This is a genomic window from Citrobacter sedlakii, assembly GCF_018128425.1.
GTDB classification, from domain to species: Bacteria; Pseudomonadota; Gammaproteobacteria; order Enterobacterales; family Enterobacteriaceae; genus Citrobacter_A; species Citrobacter_A sedlakii.
Genome location: NZ_CP071070.1, coordinates 3,535,744 through 3,562,627 on the forward strand (window position 1 = coordinate 3,535,744; position 26,884 = coordinate 3,562,627).

The window sequence follows — 26,884 nt, forward strand, 5'->3', positions numbered from 1 at the left end:
TCCTCGTCATTATTGTAATGTGCAGGATAGTGAGGTCTGGGCGAAGCGTTACTTCCGGTTCAGCGCGTCCAGCGCCTCCTCGTACTGGTAGTAATTGATGCTTTCGTACAGCTCGTTGCGGGTTTGCATCATGTCGATGACGCTTTTTTGCGTTCCTTCCTGACGCAGCACGTTATAGACCTGTTCCGCCGCGCGGTTCATCGCGCGAAACGCCGACAGCGGGTACAGCGCCATCGCCACGTGGGCGCTGCGCAGTTCATCGGTGGTAAACAACGGCGTCGCGCCGAATTCGGTGATGTTGGCGAGGATCGGCACATTGACCGCGTCGGCAAACTGTCGGTACATGGCAAGCTCGGTGATCGCCTCCGGAAACAGCATGTCGGCCCCCGCGTCGACGTAGGCCTGCGCGCGATCTATCGCCGCGTCCAGGCCTTCTACCGCCAGGGCGTCGGTGCGCGCCATGATCACAAAGTCGGGATCGGTTCGGGCATCCACCGCCGCGCGAATGCGATCCACCATCTCCTCTTTCGAGACGATCGCTTTGTTCGGTCGGTGACCACAGCGCTTAGCGCCGATCTGATCTTCAATGTGTAACGCCGCCGCGCCGGCTTTGATCATTGACCTTACGGTGCGGGCCACGTTAAAAGCCGACGCGCCAAAACCGATGTCGGCATCCACCAGCAGCGGCAGCGGGCAGACGTCGGTGATGCGACGAATGTCGGTCAGCACGTCATCAAGCGTTGAGATCCCGAGATCCGGCAAACCCAGCGATCCTGCCGCCACGCCGCCGCCGGAAAGGTAAATCGCCTGGTAGCCTGCGCGCTGTGCCAGCAGAGCGTGGTTGGCGTTAATGGTGCCGACTATCTGAAGCGGGTTTTCTTGCGTAAGGGCCGCGCGAAATGCCTGACCCGGCGAGTGTCGTGACATATTTTATCCTTTGTTATCAAGTTGTGAGCGTCGTTACTCTCCATAAAGCAAAGGCTATGCCAGGTGCCGCACCCGATTAAGAAAAATAAAAAATACTGATATGACAATACGATAGATAAATCCCGCTGGCAGATAGCGAAAAAAAGCGTGTCAGCTAACGTTTCATAAAATGTTCCGTGTTGTTTCATTGCAACATAATTGAAACACGGCTAAACCCATTATTCGGTCTCTTCACGTTTAGGTTTGCTATGACAGCTTCGCCTCTTCCTCCACGGATCAATGACGACAAACCGGTCATCTGGACCGTCTCGGTGACGCGGCTGTTCGACCTGTTTCGCGACATCAGCCTCGAGTTCGATCATCTGGCGACCATCACCCCTATTCAGCTTGGCTTTGAAAAAGCGGTAACCTACATTCGCAAAAAGCTGGCGACCGAACGCTGCGACGCCATCATCGCCGCAGGCTCTAACGGCGCGTATCTGAAAAGCCGTCTCTCTGTTCCAGTGATCCTGATTAAACCGAGCGGTTTTGACGTACTGCATGCGCTGGCGAAAGCAGGAAAACTGACCGCCTCGATCGGTGTGGTGACGTATCAGGAGACGCTGCCGGCGCTTATCGCCTTTCAGAAAACATTTGGTCTGCAACTTGAACAGCGCAGCTACGTCACCGAAGAGGACGCGCGCGGGCAGATAAACGAACTTAAGGCTAACGGCATTGAGGCGGTGGTCGGCGCGGGGCTCATTACCGATCTCGCCGAGGAAGCCGGTATGACGGCGATTTTTATCTATTCTGCGGCCACAGTGCGCCAGGGATTCAGCGATGCGCTGGATCTGACGCGAATGACCGCCCGCGTAACGGCCTCTTACGCGTCCGATCGGGCGCTGCGTACCCGCTATGCCCTGGAGGATATCCGTGGCGCGTCCGGACAAATGGAACAGGTGCGTCAGACCATCATGCTCTACGCCCGCTCCCGCGCCGCGGTGCTGATTCAGGGCGAAACCGGCACCGGCAAAGAGCTGGCCGCGCAGGCCATTCATCGCGAAAGCGGCGTACACGCAGGGTCTCGCAGCGACATCGCCTCCCGTCCGTTTGTCGCTGTGAACTGCGGTGCGATTACGGAATCGTTGCTGGAAGCAGAACTGTTCGGCTACGAGGAGGGCGCTTTTACCGGCTCCCGACGCGGGGGGCGCGCCGGACTGTTCGAAATCGCCCACGGCGGAACGCTGTTTCTGGACGAGATAGGCGAGATGCCATTGCCCCTGCAAACCCGTCTGCTGCGCGTACTGGAAGAAAAAGAGGTGACCCGGGTGGGCGGTCATCATCCTCTCCCCATCGATGTGCGGGTGATCAGCGCCACCCACTGCAATCTGGAAGAGGCAATGAAACACGGTCAGTTCCGCCGCGATCTCTTTTACCGCCTGAGCATTCTGCGCCTCGCTCTGCCTGCGCTGCGCGATCGCCCTGGCGATATCGCTGCGTTGGCTGAGGGGTTTTTAAAACAGTCGCTGGCTGCCCTGAACGTCCCGTTTACCGATACCGTCCGCAGCGGTCTGGCGCAAAGCGCAGCCGTTCTGGTGACCTACCCGTGGCCGGGGAATATCCGCGAGCTGCGCAATATGATGGAGCGTCTGGCGCTGTTTTTAAGCGTCGACCCCATGCCGACGCTGGATGCGGATTTATTACAGCGGCTGCTGCCGGAACTGTCAGAACGTGACGAAGCCGTGTCTCCATCCACACGACTGACGGCCAGAGAAGCGCTCGACCGCTTCAATGGCGATAAATCCGCCGCGGCTCAGTTTCTTGGTATAAGCCGCACGACATTCTGGCGGCGGTTAAAACAGTAATCCCCCGTTTCAGAATGTTCACTTTTATCGGAACTGACGTCTTTATAGATAACCAACGGATGCCAAAATATATTCTTACATCCGTCATCAGATTATTCGGCAAGCAAAAAACATTTAATTGATAATAATCCTAAAAACACAAACAAATTTCTCAAATATGTCACTGATTAAAAATTGACATTTATCAAGCAATATTTAAAAAGCGCGCTTACAAAGCGTAAAATTAATGATGCCACTACGTGATTACACAAGGGTCAAATGATGAATATTTTAATGTTATCCAACTACCTTTGAGTAATTTCACTTACCGCAACCCTGTACCATTTCTTTGTTTTACCTTGTTTTTCATCATAGTAAACACATCCCCGGCATGAAGGGAAACATTAAGCATCATAACGAAAGACGGTGAGATTGCGGTTCCCGGTACTGTCTGTATGACGCAATTAATCGTTTAAATCTATCAATGTTAAGCGAGAGTAATAAATAAACGATTGAAACTTTTTGACTGACAGCGAATAGTTAAAAGGCAGGAACGCAAACATATAAGCAATCTATTAATGCCCGTTATTACAGACAGGCATTGTTGCTTATCACTTCTTTTATTTTAAAACTTACGGACGAGTGATCATGAAAAAACACGCGTTATATTTTCGTTCTTCTTTGTTATCCCTCGCAATTTCAGCGGCGCTGGCCTCAACCGCAGCGGCAAATACTATCAATGCGCTGACCTTTCCCCCCCCTTCCGACGCTAATACCATTATTACGATTAATAACGATAATAATGTCTTACTCTCGGCATCTGAAAATACAGACCCGGCCTGGGATCGCTTTGGCTCCCTGCGGGTGGGTGAAAATAGCGACGGCTCGCTGATCATTGACAATCGGGCGATTACCACCGACGCCGGGATGATTGGCAACAATGCAACGGGCAGCGTCACACTCCAGAGCGGCGCTACCTGGACACTGAAAGGGCTAAATCTGGTGCTGGGAACCCACGACGGTTCCGGTACGCTTGTGGTTAACAGCGGCAGCCGCGTCAGCGGGATTAACGAACTGCGGATCGGCGAATACGCCGCACAGGCCTCTGGAGAAGTGAACATCGACGGAGCCGGTTCGTCTGTATCGTCCAACTGGGCGGTGGTGGGCGATCAGGGAAAAGGCAAACTGACCATCACCAACGGCGGCTCGCTTACCCTCAGTGAACACATGAACATTGGCTATGTGGGCAATACCCTGAACTCAAACCGCGAAGGCGCTGGCGAAACGCGGGTCGACGGCGCAAATTCACAGCTGAATGTCGCCCAGGGCATCTATCTTGGCGGGTTTACCACTACGCCTAATGACGCCACCGGCAGTCTGACCGTCGGCAATGGCGCGACGATCAACTCCGGCACGCTTATCTGGTTGGCGGTGGGCGAAGGCAGGACTCGAACATCGCAATTATCCTATTGATATTAGCATGAAAAATAAAAGCAACAAAGGGAAGATACCATCACAAATACCATCACCTCCCAAAATTGAAATCGAATAAAAGATTTTCTAAATAATCTGATGCTATATAAGAAAAGAATGCTGCAGAATTAAATATACTACTACGCGCAGATTTATTCACCATTAATTAAATCACCACAATTCATTGATTTTCATGATAAAATGTGATATAAGGGAGAAAATAAATTTATGGATGTTTGAAATATGTCATTCTGGCAGTCAGAAATCAATGAAACTATTACTAACTCTTTCAGGTTCATTGCCAAGAGTGAACACGATAATTTCAGTAAGTGGCTTTCAAAATATAATGAAAAGGCCCCAACTTCTTCAAATCAGGGGACAATAGATCTTCCCTTCCAGCGTTGGTTTCGCTTTAAGGAAGCCTTTTCTCCAAAGTTTGTCGTTGATACTCTTACCTCATTACCATATGAAGTCAATACATGTTTAGATCCATTCTTAGGAAGTGGAACAACTGCCATCACATGTAAGTTGATGGGAATAAATTCAATCGGGACAGAAGTTAACCCATTCTTAGCAGACTTAATCTCAGCAAAGTTAAAATACGTATCTCCAGAAATATTTTTGAGGGGATATAAAAATATAATCGATAATTTAGAGATTATTCCTGAAGATTTTTTATTGACACCTGGTATGCCTTTATCTTTTACAGAGCCAGGCATCAAAGGTAGATTCATATTCTATAAAAATACATACGCTACTATCAGAGCATTACTGCGAAGCTCTAAAGTAATGTCTAATGATGAAGCCCGCTTATTTAAGGTGTTATTAGGCTCAGTTCTTATTGAGAATAGCAATGCAATTGTAAATGGAAAAGGTAGAAGATATAGACGTAATTGGGAATCACGAGTCAAAACAGGACATGATGTAATTCGGTCTTTAAACAAAGCTGTGTATAATGCATTAGAAGACATTCAATTATTTCGCACAGAAAATAATAGCACACATACCATTCTTAATGGTGATACAAGAAAACTGCTAAAGGATATTAAAAAGGCAGACGTTATTATTTTCTCTCCTCCTTATCCTAATTCTTTTGATTATACGGATGTGTACAATATTGAGTTGTGGATGTTAGATTACCTTAAAAATGATATTGATAACAAGAAATTAAGGAACCAAACATTTCGATCTCATGTTCAGGCGAAATGGAATTTCGATGCAGATATGGAACTAAACTCTAAAACCTTAATAACGGTTTTTGATAATTTAAATAAATTGAGAAAGGATCTTTGGAACAAAAATATACCTGAGATGGTTTATAATTATTTTGAAGACCTTCAAACTATTTTTAAAGAATTTAGTAGAATATTACCTGTAAACCATCACGCCATAGTTGCTATAGGTGATAGCCAATATGCAGGTGTACATATTGACGTTGGTGTCATACTTGAAGAAATTTTGATACCTCTTGGTTTTGTACTCCAAGAAAAAGGTGAGATACGTTCAATGAGGAGCAGCTCTCAGCATGGCGGTAAATTTGAGCTCTCTGAACATTGTTTGGTTTTCAAGAAAATAAGGTAAAATCATGACCACTGAAAGAAATAAGATCACCTTACCTATAATTAAACAAGTTAGACTATATGACTTTGATTTATACACGAGCAATCCAAATATTATAACAGAAGTCAATAAAAATGTTTATTGTCTGATCGGAGCTAATGGATTAGGAAAATCTACTTTTCTTAATTCTGTAACTTACTGTATAACCGGAGCGATTCCACTTACTGAGAAAAATTTCTCTACGGCTCCAGAATATGCCAAGAATGCGACAAGAAATACAAGAACAACTGATTATTTTAATGGTCGAATTAGTGAAAGTTTACGTGGACGAGTTAAAGTATCAGTACTGTTAGAATGCAAGAATACAAGAATAGAAGTTGTGCGCCATCTTTTTTCTGATGGTAAAGTTTCAAGTCTTTCGATCGAAAACCTTGGAAATAATAATCATATCACCTTAAATTTAAATAACAGTAATGCTGAGGAAATGGAGTCATTATATCAGCAAAAAATAATTGAATTAACTGGATTAAAGGATTTTAGTCAATATATATTTCTTTTCCATTTTATATCTGTGTTTGATGAATCAAGACATTTATTACTTTGGAACGACGATATATTAACCAATGCATTATATATAGCCTTTGGAACTGATCCTTCTGTAGCTATTTTAGCTGAAAACTTACAGAATGAAATGGAGAAGGAAGATTCACGAGGACGAAATGCTAAGTTCGCAGCAAAACAAATAACACGTCAAATCGATGAATTGTTATCAGCAATGAGGGATAAGCACAGCGATGATGGCTTATCACAAGCACAAACGTTAGAAAGACATAAAAAACTTTGTGAAAATGTTAAATATGCGCAAAATAGAACCGCTCATATAAATTTAGAAAAAAAAGACTTAGAAGTTAAATGCGCTGAATTGAATTCGAAATATTCAGCGTTAGAGGTCGAATATAGAAAAGAGTTCTCATCTCGCCTATCTAATATGAGCCACTTGCGGTATCATCCGTTAATAAAATTAAGCATAGAAGATCATAAATGCGCTCTTTGTAATTCTGAATCACATGATATATCTCATCATTTAGAAGATATAATATCCGAAAATAAATGTCCATTATGCTTATCTAAAGTTATTGATGATTCAGATGCTGACAAACTTGCTCTTCAAAAAATCAAAAAAATAGATATTGAAAGGGCAAACATCAAAGAAAAACTTGAAATAACCTATCAAGCATTAGACCGGGTGATTTCTGAGTTAAATATAGCTGAAGCCAACGAACAAGCAGCACAAGCAGAACTTGACTCGTTTGAAAACGAAAATAGAAGTGCCATTCTTTTAGGAAGCTCACCAAACCCTCATTATTTCACGCAAGAAATAAAAGAATTGGAAGCGCAGAGAGACAAGTTTAATAAAAGTAGCTTGGCATTCTATAAAAAAAGAGATGAGCTTCGTGATCAATTAAGAAAGCATGAAAAAGAATTAAAGGTAAATTACTCTATATATGCAGAATCTTTTGTTTTACGGTTTAGAGAATTAGCAGAAGAATTCATTGGAATGCCCGTTGATGTAGTTTTAGAACATCACAAATCGAAAACCAAATCAGGATTTGGCTTGACGTTGCACATGAATAAAAAACTGAGAACAACCTCAGATAAGCTATCAGAGAGTCAGCGATTTTTTATTGACATTGCATTAAGAATGGCAATAACTGAATTTATGTGCGATGGTCCAGCTACACTACTTATAGATACACCTGAAGGCTCCTTAGATATAGCGTATGAAGCGAGAGCTGGCTCAATGTTTTCTAAATATGCTAAACAAAACAATTTCATACTTATGACTGCAAATCTTAGAAGCTCATATCTTGTTCTAAGGCTTGCTAACCTACAAAAAAAGCAGGGAATGCAAATAGTAAGAATGACTGAGTGGACAAACCTTACAGAAGTGCAGAAAAGTGAAGAGGGTTTGTTCACCAGAGCCTATAACGATATTGAAGAAGCCATGGAGTAATTATGAAACAAATACTACCCTCCGCCTACTTTGATTCACTAATGATAATGGACGAAATGCCGGCATCGCTGCGTCCTATATCTTTTGTTGAATATCATCTTTATTCATATCTATCATGCGTGCTAGCTTTATTTAAAGGCGAATCAATAAGCAGCTGGGGTTATAAATACACCGTAACTGAATATGGATTCCCATTTTCAAACGAACTTCAGCATGCAATAGATTTTTTATTGAATAGAGGTTTCATTTACACCGATGAAAATGGTTTATTTCATCCTAATGATGATATTATATCTGCTGAATTAAATAACTTCTCTCATGATAAATCTTTGATAAACAGAAGAGAACTTATCAGTACAGCATTACAATGTGGACTCAATATACCATCTGGCGCAATAAGAAATGCAATTAAAAACTCGCCTGGAATGTCTTTAAGTACCAGCCTTGCTCAGGCAGCGCCATTACTGGATGATGAAGATAACATAGATATTTTATATGAAGAATATGATGTCATATCAAAAATGATTGGAAAGGAAAATAAAGATTTATTATCACCTGCTGTAATTTGGTTATCTGCCCGTGTAATGAGAACTGAAGGATAAGTTTATGTTTATCAATGCAGACCTCGGAAGAATACATGACTTAATTGCAAGCAGTCCAACACTTCATGCAAGCCAAGTCTTTGGTAATAATGGCACTGATAAACTTTCTTTTTTGATGGATAGAATAAAGATATTTTATCAACATTTTCCAGCAGAGAGTGTAAACTTTAAATTAATGTTTTATATCAAGGTTGAAAACTTTGAAACAAAAGAAAATATGTTCCCAAGAGAGGCTATTACTCTAATTTATGATTTTGATAATATACATACAATAATATCCTCACGTTCTGATAAATGTATATCTTTTGAAGTTTTAGAAGATGGAAGCTGTGCTTTATCAATAACCGATGAGAACGATTTTCATAATGACGAAGAATTGCGCAAAAATTATATATTCTATAGTCTTAATAATAAAAAAGAGCATTTTTACATCGGCGCTTTCACTGATGAAGTAGTTCCTCTTTCACCAATGATAACAAGCAACTTCTGTGCCCCAACTTACCGTTCATTGGATGATGCTTTGAAAGCGTATTATATCAAAATGGCGAGAGAGACTACATGTAAAATCCTCCAGTCTATTTGGCATAAAGGCGTTGCTGGTGCAAGATTATTTTTAAATAATAAGCCAGAACATATTATGCGTGATTCTCTCGTTCAGGCTTTAAATATGACATTAAAAGATGCCGACGTTAGAGCAGAACAAAATACAGATGATACAAAACCTGTGGATATCAAAATATCATGGTTTCACAGCAAAGCTACTGCTCTCATCGAGATAAAATGGATTGGAACCTCTCTAAAAATCGCTCCGAAAGACCCTAAAAAGCCATTTACCATTTATGACGAAAACAGGGCGCGTGAGGGTGCTAAGCAATTAATTGAGTACATAGACAATGAATTCACAAGTAGCCCGGAAAGATTACCTCAAGCATATTTAGTTGTTTTTGATGCAAGAAGAAAAAACCTTGTAGATCCAGAAGCTCAGATCAATAAAGATGATGCTTTCTTCTATGAGAATCACGATATCGAATATAATCCAGAATACTATGAATTAGGTTATTTTAATAAGCCTTATCGTTTTTACCTAAGGCCAAGGTATTCAAGTTTATAATTTCCGGAAAATAAAAAGCCACTTTGACATGGAGTGGCTTTAAATTTATTAGCAACAATTTATAATTTAAGCAAGGGCTAACTCAAAGAAGCGCTATGCTGCTTCTTTGAGTTTACCCTTGTTTTTTCGCCTTTCAGTTGAAAAAAAATTAAAATAAAACGAACACTATATATTGACATAATGTTCTACTGCAATATAAATAAGGCACGAGCCAAAAATTAATTATGCAAAAGGATTTGATATGACCAAAAATAATAATATCAATATGAGAAAGATGAACAATCGTTTCAACTGTGGAAGTTCTAACGAAATGAATATTCCACATAAACAACTTCGTTCTCATTGCGTGAGTGTCAGGCTTAATAATGAAGAGCTAACGCTTCTGAATAAAAAACGTGGCCGCCATCGCAAAGGTGAATGGCTTCGTTTATCTTTACTTAATACAGTTCCAAGTGTTGTTCCAGCAATTAATATAGAAGCATGGAGATCTTTAGCTGACCTTTCACAGAAACTTAATAAGATTGTTTTCCACCTTGATAATAAAAGCGCTGGAAGCCACCTGACCAAAACGGAACTATTTGCAGTGAAGCGACAAATTTCCGATCTTCGTTTACATCTCATCACCGCTGACTTATGGAGAGACCCCGATGAAGGGAATGCAAAAGATCCGCAGAGGTAAGAACTTTATCGGAATCGTCCTTTATGCATTAAAACCAGATTCTCATCATAGGATAGCTCCTGTCGTGATCGGGGGAAATATGGATGGATGTGCAGCGAAAGATCTAATCACTGAATTCAATCTAACAAAAATGCTTCGCCCTGATGTGGATAAACCTGTTTGGCACAATTCGCTTCGTTTACCAAAGGACGAAGTGCTAACCGATGCTCAGTGGTCCGCTATAGCTGATGACTATATGAAGCGCATCGGCTTCTCGGAAACGCATCTCAGATGCTACGTGTTGCATGACGATGCGGTCGGTCAACACATCCACATTATCGCCAGCCGCATAGACCGTATTACAGGCAAACTCTATCTCGGCAAAAATGAAAACCTGATTAGTACACGCATTATCCAACAGCTTGAACACGACTATTCGCTACTAAGAACTAAAGGCCCCGAAACAAAAACCTCTTCAGCATTGCCCTGCCCTAAACTAACACGAAAAAAAACACGAAATGAAGTGATGCAAGAGAAAAGGACAGGTGAACAATGCCCAAAAACCATCATCCAGAACGCTTTAGAGACGTTAGTTTCTAAAAGAGTAACGACCACGGAGTTTGTCCAACAGCTTTTTGAACAAAATATTAATGCATTACCCAACATCACATCTACAGGTAAAATGAATGGTTTCTCATTCGAATACGCCGGGATTGCTTTCAAAGCTTCGCAATTAGGTAAGTGTTTTTCTTGGTCGACCTTGCAGGGTAAACTCGATTATAGACCGGAACGCGATAACGACTTTCTGTTTGACCTAAAAGCAACTATCACTAAAGCGAATGCGAACGAAATCTTAAAGGAAAACGTTAAAAGCTCCTTCGAAGCATTTATCATTGATAGGCATGCAGGTAAAGACGAAAGTGATGTCGCTTATGTAGAAGAGAAGTGTTTCTCGGAAGCTTTAGCAGGGAGTAAGAAAGCGATAGCAACTAAAGCCGTAAAAGAGATGCCTAATCAAAGCTACGAGGTCTCAGCATTCAGATGGATGGAAACCATCCCTTACCTTGATACGATTTATCGTCTGCTGAGACAACTTAAAATCCCAATTCTTAGACGCCCCGCAAAGCACCAAGTCATCACTGAAGCGATGATGATAGAAATCCATCCCATCAATCCCAAAAACACTTTTGTGGAGCCTTTACTTGACGGCAATTTAGTGCCACCAAGGCAACATTACCACCTTACATGTAGATTTTAGTAAGCAACATACTCCCAAAATTGATCGTTTATACCGATCGATAATGATGCTATGATAGCCACAAACTATCATTATTTGTTAATCGATCGGTACAAGTGATTTGCGTTTCCTGTAAACCTAGTCAAAATGTTAGTTCACACTGGAATGCTAACATCATGATTTTACTAGTCTATATCCTTTTCATTAATGCACCGGTACTGGAAATGGCAGATATTATTCCATCTTTGGAACCGAACGATTTCATACATCATCGAATCTGATTTCATCTTAAACATAGGAATTTGTATGAGCAGCTTCATCACGAAACACTGCAATGAAGAAGTTAACATTGACCCGTTAAGTCGCCGGGAAACGAAAGCTGAGATGACAACACCTAAATTCGAGTTGTTCGGCGAAACCTACATGTTCGTTGAGACCTTTTCTTCTACTGTTATCAGTCCCCTCCCATCCACTGACCAAGTTTGGGTTAAAACCGATACGGGGGATGAGACACAGATTCCAGCCTTTGGTATCACATTTAGAAAATCTCACAAAATTTGTAAATACGAGCTTCGCCAGTATAGAGTTAATGGTTCATTTAGTGTCTTCAAAGATGCTCTCATTGTTAATGCAACCACTGGTGAATACGAAGTCAACTTAAATAGAAAGACAATTATTATCCCTGCGTTTCTCACCGTACTTTTCCCTAACGCTTCGATGGCATTTTATTATAGGGCGATGCCTGTTCCTAAGTTTTTTTCCACCATATTTATCTTGCTTTGTTGCATTGCAGTTATTTCATTTTTTGTATTGCCATGGGGGTTTAAATCTGGATATGTTTTTGACGAACATAAATATATGTGGTTAACCTATTTTTCCTCACGACTTGGAAGCTTTACCTGCATTAAATGGATAAAGAGAAGAAGCCAAAGATTTGATAACGCACTCAGAAGCGTTATTAAGTCAATACAATTTTAAAATTAAACTCTTGAACGAGGAAATCACGAATAGAATATGTTAACATCCTTGCCGAATCTTACAGCCTGAGCCCTTCTGGCAGCAAAGATAAATGTTTATACAATAAGCATAACGGTCAGTCCCAGACAACGATATACATCCTTGTCATTGGTACTCCGTGGAAACAACGAAACAATCACGATTATGCTTAAAGGAGTTAAAGTTGATTTCTACATTGCTTGTGCTGAAGCAAGCTATGTAAGTTTTGGCATTTTTCATGTAGGCATCTGATAATAAGTTGAAAGCATTAAATTCAAATCACGGAAGTTTTCATATTATTATAGACCATATTTTTTCCTTTTATTCTTTACTGATAAACTCCTTTTCATTGTAAAAGATTTGTACTTCTTTTTTTCCTGCACATAAATTTTTTCTGTCTGACTACCATTATCGACAATGAAATTAATAAGTAATGAACACGTTCTTCTCATTCTTACTTTATCAATTAAATTATTATCTAACTCATTAATATAATTGTAGTATGAAAATAATAGAAATGTTAAAACAACATCTTTATTTGAGAATGTCAGTCTTTCAATTTCTTGCTGGTACTTAATATAATACCCAGCACAAAACAGATACGACCTCTCGATCAATTGTTGTTCAGAAACTCCTGATTCGATAATTTTATCGACAAACTTATCGAGCAGTATCAAATATCTCTCCATAATATTAAATTTTGTATTCTGCATAATGCCACCATTAAATTTAACTATATCAATTTAAATACTTATATATGCTTTATTTAAATTGTCAACTAATAAAGAATATCAACAAAACAAAATCCACCACAGATATTAATTAGAAAAAACTTAACTTATACATTCTATATCTCCTATAGTTAAAAAATTTTTGTTATAAATTTAAAATATCTTCTTTGTATATAAAGAAAGTTGAAGTTTAACAATACAAAATTTGACAAGGTCAGATTATTGAATTAATAATTAAATTAAAGGACCTGCGATCAATATTTAGTTTTTACCAGATAAAAAGCAATCATATTACAGTATGCAACTATGATTTATGAGCCGCACTTAAAAAAGCTATCATCATTTATATTGTTATTGAAGCACTTCCCTTTTGTTATTATAACCCTACAAGAAACACCTAATATCTGATATGGCTTTTAGACACTTGACAAACTTTTAAAATCACTTATTAAATAATTATAAAAATAACACATATCTCCTTTTTAGAAAAATACAATAAAATGGAGAACACAATAAGGAGATCAGAAATGTTAAATAACGAAAACATATATAATGTAGAAAAATACAAACTGCAAATTCAAAAATATGCTTTATGCTGTGATGATTTTAGAGATGGGGTATACAGAGCCCCTAAAGACAAAGCCCTTCTAAAGAAATATATTTGTTTTAATAACAAATCTTTTATTAACGGTTTGGTTTTTGATGTAGATCACAAATATGGAGCGGTCGCATGGGACTTAGTTGGTTTACCAATACCAAATACGATCATACAAAACATAAAAAATGGCCATGCTCATTTACTTTATGCTTTAAAAAGCCCGGTATTAAAAACAGACATGGCAAGAGATAAGCCTTTAAAGTTGGCCGCTATTGTCCAGAGTGGATTTACAGAAAGGTTAGATGCAGACAGAGCTTATGCTGATGTTTTAATGAAAAACCCTCTCAACATGCATGAATGGAGAACGACATGGACAAATACTTCAGCATATGATTTACAATACCTCTTAGATTTTATCCCAGACAAGATAAGAATTTCGAGTAAAAAGAAAAGTGTTATACATGGGCTGGGCCGCAACGTTAACTTGTTCGAAGATTTGAGAATTATTGCTTATAAAGAAGTATTAAGTTTTAAAAAGAGTAAAAACTATCGTTGTTTTTTTTATGATATGCTATCAAAAGCGACTTTACTTAATAATCATAGCAACCCTCAAAATCCATTATCTCATGAAGAGACAAAACAAATTTGTAGCAGTATTTGTAAATGGACATGGCGTAATTTTTCAATTCAGAAATTTTCGACAATACAATCAATAAGAGCAAAGAAAACAAGAAAAACGCAAAAAAAATTAGAAATAGCATTGGAGACATTATTATGATAATTAATGGAAAATTAATTAAAGCAAAAGACTTAGCTAAGGCTGCCGGTGTATCTCGTTCAACAGTGATTAAATATTACGGCATTAGCCGTGAGAATTACGAAAGGGTAGCAACTGAAAGAAGGAAGCTTGCTTTTGAACTAAGAGCATCAGGTTTAAAATGGAAAGAAGTTGCTGAAAAAATGAACACGACAAAATATAGCGCAATTGCATATTATAGACGATATTTAGCATTAGAGAAAAACAAATAAAGCATATCATTTCTGATGTACAGCATACCAATATAATCTTTTATATCAAATATATAAGGAATAGACCATTTTGTTTTGAATCAAAAATCAGCATATGTTCATCAACAATTTAATACCTGAATGCAAACGACTAAATATTCATAAGTAAAATCTAATGAAAACGGATTGCTCACTCTTATACATTACGGTGATCACCAAATTTAATATGTTAAGGAAATTGACATTTAAAGAAAGAACCACAATAACCATTCTTAAAATAAGAAAGGTATTCTCTAATTAATTAGTTAATATTTCGAATAACTATGCATAATTACTTCTAAATCGACCCTCTTTTATTACCCCATTGTCTAAAATGGCTTCAACCTCATAAATTATATTAATAACCATAATCGTCTCTTAATTAACATCAATCCTCAACTCTAACAATTTGTGTTCATATTTTTTATTTATTTCCTAAGAAACTTTTTTTCTCGAAGAATTAATCGTTTCATGAATCCAGTTATCTACTTCGCTTTCTACAAAGGCTACTGCACGAAGACCAATTTTTACTGGTTGAGGAAAACATCCCTTGCTGATAAGCCTATAGATCCACGCTTTACCAAATCCAGTTTTCTTCATGACTTCTGGTAAACGGATGAGACGAGCTTGATTTTCCATATGTATGTCCTCTGTTGTTTCTACAGGGATAGAATACAAATGAATTTCAAATGGATGAAGCGAGATTACGAACACCAGAGCCATCCTTGGCTCGAAACTATGAGTCTATGGAGATTCATATCACTCAGAGTCTGAGAGTTTCATAACATCCGAAACCCTCATTTCTTTAACGTGCTGATTTTTATTGATAAAAAAATTAAACTGCCTAAGAAAATCAGTTTCTACAGTTTTCATTGCGAAAGGGCGATCCGCATCCCTAATATGATATCCTTGGCGAATTGCCTTATCATCGTCTTCATCCGTGTATAGCAATCGGGATAGTCTATCGTCTGACAGAAGTACTTTTTTTCTTTCTGACCATGCAAGCAAATCGAGCATGGGGATTATTCGATAGCTAATTAATTTTTTTATTGCCCCATAACCAAACCTGACTGCATCAAGTGGTGCAGGTTTAACGCCCTTTACTTTTCGCCATTGCGGTAATGATACTCGCAGGGCTTCTGCTATCTCATCATCGCTTCCACCCGCAAGATCGATTTCTAACATAATGGTAGTAGGAAATTGTTCAGGAATTATTTCGGATATGTATTCATTCTCAATAGTGGAATCAATTTTATATTGTTCTGTATTTGCTCTTATGAATAAAGCCTTTCTCATGCAAGCAAAACTGATATTTGCTATTCGATCAACAGTAGTAATAAAAAAGTATGGGGGTTGATATGATTTATTTTCGGAATCCATATAATTTAAGTGTTTCTCTTTGATAAGAAAAGGATCACCATCCAATATCTGCATATAGTTTTTCAATACCGTTTTCTGCATTCCTTCTTCTATTACTGGTTTGAAGAAATATGTTCTCGCCCATATTTCATGGTAAAGCATATTAATAGAAATGTTTTCAAACTCGCGATATTTGTCTAAATTGAACCACGTTTTCACTGCTTTAGTGTCTTCTGATGTCCAACTATTAATTTTTACCCAAGATTTCATTAATGCCACTCCGTTGTAAAAAGTCTTACTTCGTAATAGCACATAAATCGCAAATAAAAAAATGGCGTTTCAATTGGTTATTGAATGCGCCATTATATTTATAAAAATCAGTTAGTTATCAAAATCAAAAGGTGCAATTCTTCTCTTAGTTGTTTCATCAAGATAATCAGCCCACCACTGCAACATAAGCTTTCTCTCATCGAGGTGTTCTGCTTTATGAATGTAGGCAGCACGAACGGAGTTTCGCTCTTGGTGGCTCATCTGCCGTTCAACAGCATCCCTTGACCATTTTCCTGATTCGATTAAGGCACTACAAGCCATCGCCCTGAACCCATGCCCACATACCTCAACGGTTGTGTCATAACCCATCGACCTTAGTGCCTTGTTCACTGTGTTCTCGCTCATAGGTTTTCTGAAATCATGATCGCCAATGAATACAAGGTCGCATTCCCCACTGATTTCTCTGATGGTTTTTAGAAGTTCTAAAGCCTGACGACTTAACGGCACGAGGTGTGGGGTCTTCATTTTTGAGCCTCGATGGGAATGTTTCACCCCTGGTATTGGCTCGCGTTCTCCAGGGATAGTCCACATCGCATTTTCAAAGTCGATCTCCGACCATCTTGCGAATCGGAGTTCACTGGAACGGATAAAAATGAGCAATGTCAGCTTCACAGCTAATTTAGTAAGTTTCCTACCTTTAAAGCTCTCGATGCGCTCTAAAAGCTCTGAGAACCTATCAAATGGTAATGCTGGCCTGTGGGTTCGTTTCGCAACAGCAATTGCTCCAGACATCTCTTGTGCTGGATTATAGTCAATTAAGCCATTCTGGACGGCATATCGCATTATTGCTGTGGTTCTTTGTTGCAGACGAGCAGCTACTTCTAGTCGTCCAGAAGCCGCAACAGTTTTGACTGGAACGAGAAGATCCTTAGTTTTAAGCTCGGCTATTTTTCTCTGTCCTATGGAAGAGAAAAGGTTGTCTTCAAGGCTCCTTAAAACCCTTTCACTATGAGAATCTGACCATTTTCTTTTACAGGCAGTATGCCAGTCCCTCGCAACAGCTTCGAATGTCAGGGCTTCGCTTTGCTCAATCTTATCAGCTTTTTTCTTCTCAGAAGGGTCGATACCATCAGATACCAACTTTTTGGCTTCATCTCGCTTCCTGCGGGCTTCACCAAGAGAGACCATTGGATAAACACCCAATGCTAAAACTTTCTGTTTACCCCCGAAACGGTACTGTAATCGCCAGTACTTCGAGCCGTTAGGATTGATCAGCAGGTGCATACCCTGCCCATCTGTGAGTTTGAAGGGTTTGTCGGAGGGCTTGGTAGTCCTAACTTTGATATCGGTGAGAGCCATCAGTTGATACCTCCAGTGTTGGTACCAAAATCAATCGAACCGGGAATACCATCAGTTATACCATCATCAGTTGGTATATGTTCAAGGAATTGAGTAGACGTGGACAGACTAAGAAAAGCCAGAAACCTGCTTAACTTACTGTTTTTATGGACTAAAGTAGACGTTAGTAGACTTGAAAAAAGCTTTGTATGGTGCCGAAGGCCGCACCGGTATCCTGAACATTGGCGGCGCGCAGGGAGAAACCGAACAGGCGGCAGGCTCAATTAACGTTCCACGAATTCATCTTGGGAATATCGACGGCGTCAGCACGGCGGTGCTCAACCTGAACCATAACAGCGATGATTTCGTGCTTGGCGCCAACATTACCGGCACCGGCGAGGTGAATCATCTCGGTTCGGGAACGTCCACCCTGACCGGTGCGAGCAATTACCGGGGCAATACCCACGTCGCCAGTGGGACACTGCGTGCCGGAGCGGTTAACACGCTGAGCGCGAACTCGGACTACCTTGTCGACAGCGGCGCCAGTCTCGATCTGAATGGTTACTCTCAAACGGTCAACTCGCTGGTGCTTGACGGAAACGCGACGCTGTCGGCTGACACACCGTCTGACGGTACGTTTACGCCCACCACGTTGACCATTAATGGCGATTACGCCAGCAACAACGGGCTACTGTCCCTCCGTACCGCATTGGGTGATGATCTTTCCGCGACCGACAAACTGGTGGTAAAAGGCGATACCTCAGGCACGACGCGCGTGAGCATCGTTAACGCAGGCGGCAGCGGCGCGCAAACAGTTGAAGGCATCCAGGTCGTCAATGTTGAAGGCGCGTCGGCCGGCAGCTTTGTGAAAGAAGGCCGTATCGTCGCGGGCGCGTATGATTATGATCTGACGAAACGGGATAACCAGAACTGGTATTTGACCAGCCTGGCCTCCGTGACGCCACAACCCCCCGTCCCACCGGTGGACCCCGAAGAACCTGAACAGCCGGAAGAACCCGATGTTCCGGTGCCACCTGCGCCGGAAGGCACGCATCAGTATCGCCCGGAAACGGGTAGCTATCTGGCGAACGCACTTGCCGCCAATACGCTGTTTAACACTCGCCTGCACGATCGTTTGGGCGAGACGCAATACACCGATCTGTTAACCGGTGAAAAGAAAGTGACCAGCCTGTGGATGCGACACGTTGGCGGTCATCAGCGCTTTAAAGACAGCTCCGGCCAGATCAGCACCCAAAGTAACCGCTACGTGATCCAGCTTGGCGGCGACATTGCCCAATGGAGCAGTGACGGCCAGGATCGCTGGCACCTGGGCCTGATGGGCGGTTACGCGAACAGTAAGAGCCGCAGTCACGCCAGTCTCACGGGTTACGCGTCACGCGGCGAGATCAGCGGATATAGCGCTGGCGTTTATGGCACATGGTACGCCAATGACGCCGACAAAACTGGCGCCTATCTGGACGCATGGGTGCTCTATAACTGGTTTGAAAATACCGTATCCGGACAGGGACTGGCGTCAGAGAAATATGATTCCGACGGGATCACCGCTTCGCTGGAAACAGGCTATACCTTCAGCCTTGGCGCCAGTCGCGATGGGCGTACCCGTTACTGGTTGCAGCCAAAAGCCCAGCTTACCTGGATGGATGTGCAGGCGGACAATCACACCGAGAAAAACGGGACCCGGGTGGTCGATGAAACGGATGGCAACCTGCAAACGCGCCTGGGCATTAAAGCTTTTATGCAGGGCCATAATGCCATCGATGACGGTAAAACGCGCACCTTCCAGCCGTTTGTCGAAGCGAACTGGATCTACAACAGCCAGAACTATGGCGTGAAGATGGACGATATTCGCAGTGAAGTGAAAGGCACGCGCAATATCGGCGAGCTGAAAGTGGGTGTGGAAGGGCAACTCAACGCTCGCCTGCAACTGTGGGGTAATGTCGCTCAGCAGGTAGGCGACAAGGGTTACAGCGATACGCAAGGCATGTTGGGGTTGAAATATACATTCTGACAGACGCGCCACCCGCGGCAACGCGGGTGGTTTTTCTCTTCCCTTCTCTCTTTGTGATCCCCCTCGCATCGCCATCCATCGGTGAAAAATAGGATGACATCAGATCGTTCATTTGACAGAAGCGTGGTGTATGGACCCTTTACATGCCGTATTTCTTACCGTCAGCCTGTTTGTCCTGACCTTTTTTAATCCCGGCGCGAATCTCTTTGTCGTGGTGCAGACCAGCCTCGCTTCCGGACGGCGCGCCGGAGTGCTTACCGGACTTGGCGTCGCCGCTGGCGATGCGCTTTATTCGGGGCTGGGACTGTTTGGCATGGCAACATTAATCACGCAATGCGAGGCGCTGTTTTCGCTGATAAAAATTGGCGGCGGCGCCTATCTGCTGTGGTTTGCATGGAACAGCCTGCGCCGCCAGGACACACCGCAAATGGGCCCGCTCGCGCAGCCGGTGGCGGCGCCGTGGACGGTCTTTTTCCGTCGCGGTTTGCTGACCGATTTATCAAATCCGCAGACGGTGTTGTTTTTTATCAGTATTTTCTCCGTCACGCTCAGCGCGGATACGCCGACATGGGCGCGGATGATGGCCTGGGCGGGCATCGTGCTTTCTTCCATTATCTGGCGCGTCTTCCTCAGCCAGGCCTTTTCGTTACCCGCGGTCCGTCGCGCGTATGGGCGGATCCAGCGCGTCGCCAGCAAAATTATTGGCGCAATTATCGGTTTGTTTGCCCTGCGCTTGATTTACGAAGGCATAACCCATCGCTAATCTTTTGTGCTCAGGAACGAAAGCCCGCAGAGGTCATCAGCACTCTGAACAGCGCGCCGACCGCCGCCAGCAGCAGAACGCTGGCGCACCAGATGGCGATCAGCCATACCACGCGGTGGGACCATTTTTTGATTTTCGCCATCAGTGATATCCCTCTCCGTGGCGGATTTTTCCGCGGAACACGTAGTAGCTCCAGAAGGTGTACGCCAGAATCACCGGGATGATGATCAGCGCACCTACCAGCATAAAGCCCTGGCTTTGCGGCGGCGCGGCAGCTTCATGCAGGGTGATCCCCGGTGGAATAATATACGGCCAGATGCTGATCCCGAGCCCGCTGAAACCGAGGAAAATCAGCCCCAGGGTCAGCAGAAACGCGCGGGCATGAAAGTCCGATCGATACAGACTGCGCCACAGCCACAGGCTGAAGACGATGACCAGCAGCGGAACCGGCAGGAAATAGTACAGATTTGGCAGCGAGAACCAGCGTTCGGCAATCGCGCTCTGCGTCAGCGGCGTCCACAGGCTGACCACCGCCATCACCAGCAACAGGACGATCAACAGCGGACGGGCCAACTGCCGCATCCGGCTTTGCAGCGGATCTTCGCTTTTCATGATAAGCCAGGTCGCGCCCAGTAATGCATAGGTGATGACCAGGCCGAGGCCGCAGAACAGGTTAAACGGCGTCAACCAGTCCAGTTGCGAGCCGCTGAAGGCGCGTCCACTGACCTGAAAACCGCTGACCACCGCGCCGACCACGATCCCCTGGCAGAAGGTCGCCAGTATCGATCCGACAATAAACGACTTATCCCAGAAGGCGCGGTGTGATTCCGTGGCCTTGAAGCGGAACTCAAAGGCCACGCCACGGAAAATCAGCCCGAGCAGCATCAGCAGCAACGGAATAGTGAGCGCATCGGCAATCACCGCGTAGGCCAGCGGGAACGCGCCGAACAGTCCCGCGCCGCCCATCACCAGCCAGGTTTCGTTACCGTCCCAGACCGGCGCGACCGAGTTTACCATCACGTCGCGGTCATGCTTATCGCGAATAAACGGAAACAGAATGCCAATCCCGAGGTCGAAGCCGTCCATGACGATATACATCAGGGTGGCGAAGACGATGATGGCAAACCAGATTACAGACAGATCGAGCGTCATCAGCGTTTCTCCTGATCGAGCGGTTCACCCACCGCGGAGATGGGACGTGCCGGGCGGCCATCGGTTTCAGAGGTCGGTTCCTCCAGCGGTTGCGGCCCCTTTTGGATCAGGCGGATCATATAGAGATAGCCGACGCCAAACACCAGCGAGTAAACCACAAAGAACGCCAACAGACTGATGCTCATCTGTAGCGTGCTGTGCGCCGATACCGCGTCACGGGTACGCAACAGGCCGTAAACCACCCACGGCTGTCGCCCAACTTCGGTGGTCACCCAGCCCGCGAGGATCGCGATTAGCCCTGATGGCCCCATCCACAGCGCGAAATGCATAAAGGGGCGGGAGTGATATAACCGGTTTTTGTAGCGCAACCACAGGCTGGCGAGTCCCAGCAGAATCATCAGCACCCCCATCCCCACCATCAGACGAAACGACCAGAACACGATGGTTGAGTTGGGGCGCTCATCTTTTGGATAATCCTTCAGGGCGGGTACCTGCTTGTCGAGACTGTGGGTCAGAATCAGGCTGCCTAACGCGGGGATCTCCAGCGCATAGCGGGTTTCTTCCGCGTCCATATCCGGCCAGCCCACCAGCGTCAGCGGCGTGGGTTCGCCCGGCGTGTTTTCCCAGTGTCCTTCAATGGCGGCGATTTTCACCGGCTGATGCTCAAGGGTATTCAGACCATGCATATCGCCAATCAGCGCCTGCACCGGCGCCACCAGCATCGCCATCCACAGCGCCATGGAAAACATTTTGCGGATTGCGGGTGTATCGTTGCCCTTCAGCAGATGCCAGGCCGCCGAAGCGCCGACAAACATTGCGCTACTCAGAAACGCCGCCACCGACATGTGCAGCAGGCGGTAAGGGAATGACGGGTTAAAGATAACGGCGAACCAGTCCACCGGCACCACCTGACCGTTAATGACCTCGAAACCCTGCGGCGTGTGCATCCAGCTGTTGGACGCGAGGATCCAGAAGGTGGACATCAACGTGCCCAACGCCACCATGCAGGTGGAGAAAAAGTGCAGGCCCGGCCCGACTTTGTTCCAGCCGAAGAGCATCACCCCCAGAAAACCGGCTTCCAGGAAGAAAGCCGTCAGCACTTCGTAGGTCAGCAATGGGCCGGTAATACTGCCGGCAAACTGCGAAAAACCACTCCAGTTGGTACCGAACTGGTAAGCCATCACCAGACCGGAAACCACCCCCATGCCGAAATTCACTGCAAAGACTTTAACCCAGAACTGATATAACGAACGCCAGACCGGATTATTTGTTTTTAACCAAAGTCCTTCCAGTACAGCCAGATAGCTGGCTAAGCCAATAGTGATAGCCGGGAAAATAATATGAAACGAAACGGTAAAGGCAAACTGGATTCTTGCCAGCAAAAACGCATCAATATCCATATTTTCTCCCGTTTATATGACGATACCTGCGCATAGAGACAACGACATCCAATAATTAAACGTTAAGCGAAGCGTAAAAATACTCCCCCACGTTAAAACAGGGGGGAGAAATTCACCCGGTCAGGATTTTTTCTTTGGCGTGCTGTCTGGCTTATCGCCGGATTCCGGGGCTTCGGAAGGATCATCTTTTTCGACAGCGAAACGGTTAAGGTGATAAAGCATAGTGCCTCCTTCGGTTATTTTCGCGCGATGCAAATATCACCAATCGTTACCGTTTAAATAGACTTCGGCAACGCTCAGGATATTTTCCTCGCACCATCATTTATTGCCTGTTAACAAGCCTGTCTGACCATTAAGAATAGACGCTAAGCCCCGATATTCAAGGCAAGAAAATAGCGAAGCGAGGGAAAGGAAATAGTGTCAGTGGGAATTTGAGATTTTCGGATAAAAGCCGGATGGCGGCGGTGAACTGCGCCTCATCCGGCTTACATGATTGTTTACAGGCCCGGTAGCGCAACGCCACCGGGCCGTTCCGTTAAAACGACGCTTTAATGCCAATCATCGCCGAGGTGTCGCTGTAGCCTTTATCGCCAATCTGCTGGCCGACGTTGCCCCACAGGGAGACGTTCTTCGTCAGCTGGCCTTCTACACCGGCCTTCAGCTCGCCGATATTGCGGGTGCCGTCCAGATCCACATTGTCACCGTTCATCGACACGCCAAAGTCCTTGCTGTTGTGGATCCAGTTCGCTTCAACAAACGGCTGGAAGGTGCGGTCTTTGCCGTCATCCAGTTTGTTGTGGCCCTTGCCGAACAGACGCACACCAATGCGGGTCTGCACGTTGCCGTCGCCGTGACCTTCCACGCGGGTGCCGTTGGCTTCGCGGTGTTCGTCCGCCTTCACGCCCATCCAGGTGACCTGCGCTTTCGGCTGGATATACAGCGCGTTACGCTCGCTGATGTCCGCCAGTTTCCAGGTGTAGCCGGATTCCACCGACGCGGTGAAGCCTTTTGAGTCGTACTCTTCGGATTCGACGCCGCGACCGGAAACGGTGTTGTCAAACCAGCTGTACTGCGCCCAGGTATCGACATACGCGCCTTCGTGGGTGGCGTTATCCTGCAGCCAGGTGCCGTACAGACCGACGCTGTAACCGCTGATGCGGCTGTCGGCGCGGTTGCCGTTACGCTGGTTTTCCGCCCGCGCTTTCTGGTTGGCGTAGCCCGCCATCAGACCAAGGTGGAAACGGTCAGTGTTGTCGGAAGACCACTGGGCGATGTCGCCGCCAAGCTGCATCACATAGCGGTTGGCCTGCATCTCCAGCTGGCCGCTGCTGTCCTGCTGGCGGGTGTGGCCACCGACGTTGCGCAGCCACAGGCTGGTCACCGCTTTCTCGCCGGTCAGGGCGTCGACGTAGTGGGTTTCGCCCAGGCGGTCGTGCAGACGGGTGTTAAACATCGTGTTCGCCGCCTGCAGGTTCATGCCGTACAAACCCGCTTCCGGACGCACCGCGTGCTCGCGCGGCGTCTGCGGCTCAGGTTGCGTCGGCGCTTGCGGAGTCAGCGGATCGACCGGGTCCACTGGCTCAGTCGGATCAACCGGTTCCGGCTGTGGTTCCGGCGTCAGCGCGCTGGTCAGATACCAGTTTTTCTCATTCTGCCCTTCCCCACGTTGCAGGGTGTAGTCATACGCCCCCGCCACGATACGCCCGTTCTGAGTAAACACACCGTCAGAATTTCCCGCCACGCTAATAAGCTCAATACCATCGGTGGTCAGCCCGCCTGCGCCGCCCGCGTTCAGCACCGTCACGTTCGTGTTACCGGAGGTATTGCCCTGCACAACCAGCTTATCGGTTGCAGAGGTATCATCGCCCAGTTGGGTGTTCATCACGAGATTACCGTTGACGCCGGTATAGTCGCCGTTCACCGTCAGGGTTTTAAACGTCGCCGCGTCGCGGGTCAGCGAACGGGTCGTCGCGCTGGACGGCATAAAGGTCAGCGTCGAATCGTTCAGCGACAGGTTGGTCAGCTGCGAGTCTTTGGTCATATTCCAGACCGATTGCTCCGCCAGCGACAGGTTGCTCACCGCATCGTCAGTGGTTGCTGCGCCGCCATCAAAACGGGACTGGTTAATCGCGGTGATATCAATCGTCGCAGCATCTTTTGCCTCCAGCGTCCCGACAATATGGACTTTCTGCGGATTGATGGTCACGCGGGAGTCGGCATTTTCAGCCAGGATCGCGACAGCATCCGGGTCGTTGTAATTCACCCCCATCCGCACCTCGCCATTCAGGGTGATTTCGCCGCCCTTATCCGCATGGAGATAATTCCAGCTCCCGCTGCGGGTGGCGTCGACAACGTCAATATCCAGACTGCCGTTAACGGCGATTTTCCCTGCGGCTAACGCCTGATCCATCGAGGCATACAGCCCGGTGCCCGTTGTCTGCTGATGCCCTTTCGCATCAAAAGTGATACTCAGATCGTTGCCGGTATAGACCGTCGAGCCCATTGAGTCGACGCCATCAAGCACCGTCTGATCCGCGCCTGCGTTAAGTCGCATCGTGGTGGTGCCGACGGTAGTGACAGCGGCATCCACATCGACGCCCGGAAAACCGTCTGACAGCCAGATACCGGACGCCACGCCGCCGACGGCGTTGACGGTGACGTCAAGGACTGTATCGCCAAGCGCTTCAACTTTGCCGCCGTTCGCGCTAATCCCGTCAGCAAACTGATCGGCTACCGAGGTCACGGTCGCATTCTGATAGCGAATAAGCGAACGGGCACTCTCTTCCATCGCTTCGGAAATGATCCCGCCAGCATACCCCGTCCCCTTACTGTTGAGGATAACGTTCTCAGCTTCAATGCGGGTGCCATATTTTGCATACACGCCGAAAGCATTGCTGTTTGCCCCGGTCACCGTGGTATTCACAGTGGTATTACCGCTTAAGAGAATGGAACCATTGTTTTTCGCGCCATAAATCCCGGCGATCCCTTTATCATCACGCTTATGGCTCATGTTAACCGTTAAATCATCAGCAACGATCTGCGCCTGTTGCGCATTCAGGGGGGCGCTGATGTTTTCTTCAGTCATAATCGTGACCGCAGACATAAAATCATAATCAGCGTCAAGCGGCAGATCCGGTCTGCCGGGTACGGTTCCGGGAATATAATCACCAATAATATGATTCACGGTAGAGCCGGAACCTAAGTTGATAGTGCCGCTGTTAACCAGTAGGATCGTCCCGCTGGCCAGCATGAAATCACCCGTTTCAAACTCCCCACGGCCATCCACAGTCCTCGTACCGCCAGGGTTGTTAACAGTCACGCTGCCGTTATTGGCCACGGAGATAGTGTTATGTTCACCCGAAGTACTGATGATGTTATATGTTCCACCGTCAGCAAGCTCCCCGCTTCCGGTAATCACGCCATCTCTGTCATAAAGCTCAGCATGGGCATAGTTTGTCATCAACAGGCTGCTGACAAGGAGCGCTGTTGTGGTTAATTTAAATTGTTTCATATCGGTATCCGTAACAGACATCGCGGCGCTAAGACGTATTGCGTGCAATAACGCCATGGCCGATGTGCAATTCCTGGGTTAAACAAAAGTGAAAAAACGCCGGTTATTCCGGGAGTGGTCTTTGCTGGTGCTCACGGTGGCTTCTGTGCGCCATTTTCCACCTGCACAGCAACAGGACAAATGAAATGACCTTAGCTAAAAAATTGAATTTATTATCTGTATATAAAAACAATACCTTTTTAATATATAAGTATTTTATTTATTAGCAGTGTTTTATTCTTCTAA

General features: G+C 45.1%; 22 protein-coding genes and 1 pseudogene. 13 read left to right on the forward strand and 10 right to left on the reverse strand.

The window, feature by feature from the left end:
• Positions 1-48: 48 nt before the first annotated feature.
• Entirely contained in the window at positions 49-927 is an 879-nt protein-coding gene (gene prpB / locus JY391_RS16970) for a methylisocitrate lyase (protein WP_199956541.1), read from the reverse strand.
• A 248-nt stretch (positions 928-1,175) separates the two neighbouring features.
• Here prpB and prpR point away from each other — a divergent pair, with 248 nt between their 5' ends.
• The 9 genes from prpR (at position 1,176) to JY391_RS17015 (ending at position 12,383) form a co-directional block, all read left to right on the forward strand.
• Entirely contained in the window at positions 1,176-2,771 is a 1,596-nt protein-coding gene (gene prpR / locus JY391_RS16975) for a propionate catabolism operon regulatory protein PrpR (RefSeq protein WP_042286118.1), read from the forward strand.
• A 627-nt stretch (positions 2,772-3,398) separates the two neighbouring features.
• The gene (locus JY391_RS16980) at positions 3,399-4,223 is read left to right on the forward strand and encodes a hypothetical protein (protein ID WP_211934699.1); all 825 of its coding nucleotides are present in this window, start codon (positions 3,399-3,401) and stop codon (positions 4,221-4,223) included.
• Between the two features lie 243 nt (positions 4,224-4,466).
• Positions 4,467-5,804 (forward strand): DNA methyltransferase, encoded by a 1,338-nt coding sequence (locus JY391_RS16985; protein ID WP_211934700.1) that lies wholly within the window; start codon positions 4,467-4,469, stop codon positions 5,802-5,804.
• Between the two features lie 4 nt (positions 5,805-5,808).
• Positions 5,809-7,797 (forward strand): AAA family ATPase, encoded by a 1,989-nt coding sequence (locus JY391_RS16990; protein ID WP_101139773.1) that lies wholly within the window; start codon positions 5,809-5,811, stop codon positions 7,795-7,797.
• Positions 7,798-7,799: 2 nt separating this feature from the next.
• A complete protein-coding gene (locus JY391_RS16995; protein WP_211934701.1) occupies positions 7,800-8,399 on the forward strand; it encodes a hypothetical protein in 600 nt (199 codons plus the stop codon).
• Between the two features lie 4 nt (positions 8,400-8,403).
• Positions 8,404-9,510, forward strand: a complete 1,107-nt coding sequence (locus JY391_RS17000; protein WP_211934702.1) for a hypothetical protein — start codon at positions 8,404-8,406, stop codon at positions 9,508-9,510.
• 241 nt (positions 9,511-9,751) lie between these two features.
• Positions 9,752-10,189: a hypothetical protein gene (locus JY391_RS17005; RefSeq protein ID WP_211934703.1), complete on the forward strand. Its 438-nt coding sequence runs from the start codon at positions 9,752-9,754 to the stop codon at positions 10,187-10,189.
• On the forward strand, positions 10,158-11,426 hold the full coding sequence (locus JY391_RS17010) for a relaxase/mobilization nuclease domain-containing protein (protein ID WP_211934704.1): 1,269 nt from the start codon (positions 10,158-10,160) through the stop codon (positions 11,424-11,426). Before JY391_RS17005 ends, JY391_RS17010 begins: the two co-directional genes overlap by 32 nt.
• Before the next feature lie 285 nt (positions 11,427-11,711).
• A complete protein-coding gene (locus JY391_RS17015) occupies positions 11,712-12,383 on the forward strand; it encodes a hypothetical protein (protein WP_211934705.1) in 672 nt (223 codons plus the stop codon).
• Positions 12,384-12,700: 317 nt separating this feature from the next.
• On the opposite strand, the gene JY391_RS17020 is transcribed toward JY391_RS17015, so the two are convergent.
• Positions 12,701-13,114 carry a hypothetical protein gene (locus tag JY391_RS17020; protein ID WP_211934706.1) on the reverse strand — a complete coding sequence of 138 codons (414 nt, stop codon included), beginning with the start codon at positions 13,112-13,114 and terminating at the stop codon, positions 12,701-12,703.
• A gap of 545 nt (positions 13,115-13,659) precedes the next feature.
• Here JY391_RS17020 and JY391_RS17025 point away from each other — a divergent pair.
• Together JY391_RS17025 and JY391_RS17030 are read left to right on the forward strand one after the other, a co-directional pair.
• Positions 13,660-14,508, forward strand: a complete 849-nt coding sequence (locus tag JY391_RS17025) for a replication initiation protein (protein WP_211934707.1) — start codon at positions 13,660-13,662, stop codon at positions 14,506-14,508.
• A complete protein-coding gene (locus JY391_RS17030) occupies positions 14,505-14,759 on the forward strand; it encodes a hypothetical protein (protein WP_000586154.1) in 255 nt (84 codons plus the stop codon). The genes JY391_RS17025 and JY391_RS17030 overlap by 4 nt, the downstream gene beginning before the upstream one ends.
• 453 nt (positions 14,760-15,212) lie before the next feature.
• Here JY391_RS17030 and JY391_RS17035 read toward each other — a convergent pair whose 3' ends face one another.
• The 3 genes from JY391_RS17035 to JY391_RS17045 form a co-directional block, all read right to left on the reverse strand.
• Positions 15,213-15,416: a helix-turn-helix transcriptional regulator gene (locus tag JY391_RS17035; RefSeq protein WP_211934708.1), complete on the reverse strand. Its 204-nt coding sequence runs from the start codon at positions 15,414-15,416 to the stop codon at positions 15,213-15,215.
• Between the two features lie 120 nt (positions 15,417-15,536).
• Positions 15,537-16,406, reverse strand: a complete 870-nt coding sequence (locus JY391_RS17040; RefSeq protein WP_211934709.1) for a DUF6387 family protein — start codon at positions 16,404-16,406, stop codon at positions 15,537-15,539.
• 111 nt (positions 16,407-16,517) lie between these two features.
• Positions 16,518-17,765, reverse strand: a complete 1,248-nt coding sequence (locus JY391_RS17045) for a tyrosine-type recombinase/integrase (protein WP_211934710.1) — start codon at positions 17,763-17,765, stop codon at positions 16,518-16,520.
• A 196-nt stretch (positions 17,766-17,961) separates the two neighbouring features.
• Between JY391_RS17045 and JY391_RS17050 the strand changes: the two are divergent.
• Positions 17,962-19,773, forward strand: a pseudogene (locus tag JY391_RS17050) (autotransporter outer membrane beta-barrel domain-containing protein); the annotation flags it as partial.
• A 130-nt stretch (positions 19,774-19,903) separates the two neighbouring features.
• Positions 19,904-20,536 carry a LysE family transporter gene (locus JY391_RS17055; protein ID WP_060569115.1) on the forward strand — a complete coding sequence of 211 codons (633 nt, stop codon included), beginning with the start codon at positions 19,904-19,906 and terminating at the stop codon, positions 20,534-20,536.
• A gap of 10 nt (positions 20,537-20,546) precedes the next feature.
• Here JY391_RS17055 and JY391_RS17060 read toward each other — a convergent pair whose 3' ends face one another.
• The 5 genes from JY391_RS17060 to JY391_RS23815 all read right to left on the reverse strand — a co-directional run bounded on the left by JY391_RS17060 (position 20,547) and on the right by JY391_RS23815 (position 26,599).
• Positions 20,547-20,678, reverse strand: coding sequence for a DUF2474 domain-containing protein (locus tag JY391_RS17060; RefSeq protein WP_060569116.1), 132 nt, complete (start codon positions 20,676-20,678; stop codon positions 20,547-20,549).
• A complete protein-coding gene (cydB, locus tag JY391_RS17065) occupies positions 20,678-21,688 on the reverse strand; it encodes a cytochrome d ubiquinol oxidase subunit II (protein WP_211934711.1) in 1,011 nt (336 codons plus the stop codon). Before cydB ends, JY391_RS17060 begins: the two co-directional genes overlap by 1 nt.
• On the reverse strand, positions 21,688-23,088 hold the full coding sequence (locus tag JY391_RS17070; RefSeq protein WP_042286123.1) for a cytochrome ubiquinol oxidase subunit I: 1,401 nt from the start codon (positions 23,086-23,088) through the stop codon (positions 21,688-21,690). The genes cydB and JY391_RS17070 overlap by 1 nt, the downstream gene beginning before the upstream one ends.
• Positions 23,089-23,208: 120 nt before the next feature.
• Complete coding sequence (ssaA, locus tag JY391_RS17075; protein ID WP_042286124.1) at positions 23,209-23,310, reverse strand: small effector SsaA; 102 nt, start codon at positions 23,308-23,310, stop codon at positions 23,209-23,211.
• A gap of 313 nt (positions 23,311-23,623) precedes the next feature.
• A complete protein-coding gene (locus JY391_RS23815; RefSeq protein ID WP_229264065.1) occupies positions 23,624-26,599 on the reverse strand; it encodes an autotransporter outer membrane beta-barrel domain-containing protein in 2,976 nt (991 codons plus the stop codon).
• Between the last annotated feature and the right edge of the window lie 285 nt (positions 26,600-26,884).

Bases quoted from the DNA above. Each gene is read 5' to 3' on its own strand.
- prpB (WP_199956541.1), bottom strand. From the start codon at position 927: ATGTCACGACACTCGCCGGGTCAGGCATTTCGCGCGGCCCTTACGCAA.
- prpR (WP_042286118.1), top strand. From the start codon at position 1,176: ATGACAGCTTCGCCTCTTCCTCCACGGATCAATGACGACAAACCGGTC.
- JY391_RS16980 (WP_211934699.1), top strand. From the start codon at position 3,399: ATGAAAAAACACGCGTTATATTTTCGTTCTTCTTTGTTATCCCTCGCA.
- JY391_RS16985 (WP_211934700.1), top strand. From the start codon at position 4,467: ATGTCATTCTGGCAGTCAGAAATCAATGAAACTATTACTAACTCTTTC.
- JY391_RS16990 (WP_101139773.1), top strand. From the start codon at position 5,809: ATGACCACTGAAAGAAATAAGATCACCTTACCTATAATTAAACAAGTT.
- JY391_RS16995 (WP_211934701.1), top strand. From the start codon at position 7,800: ATGAAACAAATACTACCCTCCGCCTACTTTGATTCACTAATGATAATG.
- JY391_RS17000 (WP_211934702.1), top strand. From the start codon at position 8,404: ATGTTTATCAATGCAGACCTCGGAAGAATACATGACTTAATTGCAAGC.
- JY391_RS17005 (WP_211934703.1), top strand. From the start codon at position 9,752: ATGACCAAAAATAATAATATCAATATGAGAAAGATGAACAATCGTTTC.
- JY391_RS17010 (WP_211934704.1), top strand. From the start codon at position 10,158: ATGAAGGGAATGCAAAAGATCCGCAGAGGTAAGAACTTTATCGGAATC.
- JY391_RS17015 (WP_211934705.1), top strand. From the start codon at position 11,712: ATGAGCAGCTTCATCACGAAACACTGCAATGAAGAAGTTAACATTGAC.
- JY391_RS17020 (WP_211934706.1), bottom strand. From the start codon at position 13,114: ATGCAGAATACAAAATTTAATATTATGGAGAGATATTTGATACTGCTC.
- JY391_RS17025 (WP_211934707.1), top strand. From the start codon at position 13,660: ATGTTAAATAACGAAAACATATATAATGTAGAAAAATACAAACTGCAA.
- JY391_RS17030 (WP_000586154.1), top strand. From the start codon at position 14,505: ATGATAATTAATGGAAAATTAATTAAAGCAAAAGACTTAGCTAAGGCT.
- JY391_RS17035 (WP_211934708.1), bottom strand. From the start codon at position 15,416: ATGGAAAATCAAGCTCGTCTCATCCGTTTACCAGAAGTCATGAAGAAA.
- JY391_RS17040 (WP_211934709.1), bottom strand. From the start codon at position 16,406: ATGAAATCTTGGGTAAAAATTAATAGTTGGACATCAGAAGACACTAAA.
- JY391_RS17045 (WP_211934710.1), bottom strand. From the start codon at position 17,765: ATGGCTCTCACCGATATCAAAGTTAGGACTACCAAGCCCTCCGACAAA.
- JY391_RS17055 (WP_060569115.1), top strand. From the start codon at position 19,904: ATGGACCCTTTACATGCCGTATTTCTTACCGTCAGCCTGTTTGTCCTG.
- JY391_RS17060 (WP_060569116.1), bottom strand. From the start codon at position 20,678: ATGGCGAAAATCAAAAAATGGTCCCACCGCGTGGTATGGCTGATCGCC.
- cydB (WP_211934711.1), bottom strand. From the start codon at position 21,688: ATGACGCTCGATCTGTCTGTAATCTGGTTTGCCATCATCGTCTTCGCC.
- JY391_RS17070 (WP_042286123.1), bottom strand. From the start codon at position 23,088: ATGGATATTGATGCGTTTTTGCTGGCAAGAATCCAGTTTGCCTTTACC.
- ssaA (WP_042286124.1), bottom strand. From the start codon at position 23,310: ATGCTTTATCACCTTAACCGTTTCGCTGTCGAAAAAGATGATCCTTCC.
- JY391_RS23815 (WP_229264065.1), bottom strand. From the start codon at position 26,599: ATGAAACAATTTAAATTAACCACAACAGCGCTCCTTGTCAGCAGCCTG.